The 445-nt window shown below is 73.9% G+C and carries 1 pseudogene; it reads right to left on the bottom strand.

What is annotated here, in order from left to right:
* Nucleotides 1-121: 121 nt before the first annotated feature.
* A pseudogene (locus tag FJ658_RS03645) lies at nucleotides 122-445 on the bottom strand (hypothetical protein); the annotation flags it as partial.

Consider the following 445-nt stretch of genomic DNA (forward strand, 5'->3'; position numbering starts at 1 on the left):
CCCCCGACGAGCCCCGGCGTGCCCGCCACGAGCGCGCCGATGCCGCCGCCGAGAACGGCGAGCACCGCGGCGACGATCGCACCCCAGATGAGCGCGCGCGTGAGGACGCGGTTGACGGCGGTCATGCGGATGACTCCTTCTCCTGCAGCCGGCGCAGAGCCTCCCGCGCGGCGGCGTCGCTCGGCTCGATGTCCAGGTTCGCCGCCGCGTCGAGCGGATCGAAGCGCGCGAGCTGCGCATCCGCCGCGGTCGCGGCATCCGCGCTCTGCACGGCGGCCTCGACCGCCTTGCGCCGGCTGAGCGGCGCGAGCGTGACGATCGCGCACGCGACGAGCCCGAGCACCGTCGCGAGCGCCGCCCACCAGGTGTCGATGAACAGGAACAGCAGCATGCCGATCGATGCCGCAGCGGTCCACGCGTACAGGATGAGCACCGCGTGCAGGTG

This window comes from Schumannella sp. 10F1B-5-1 (assembly GCF_006517535.1).
Taxonomy (GTDB): Bacteria; Actinomycetota; Actinomycetes; order Actinomycetales; family Microbacteriaceae; genus Schumannella.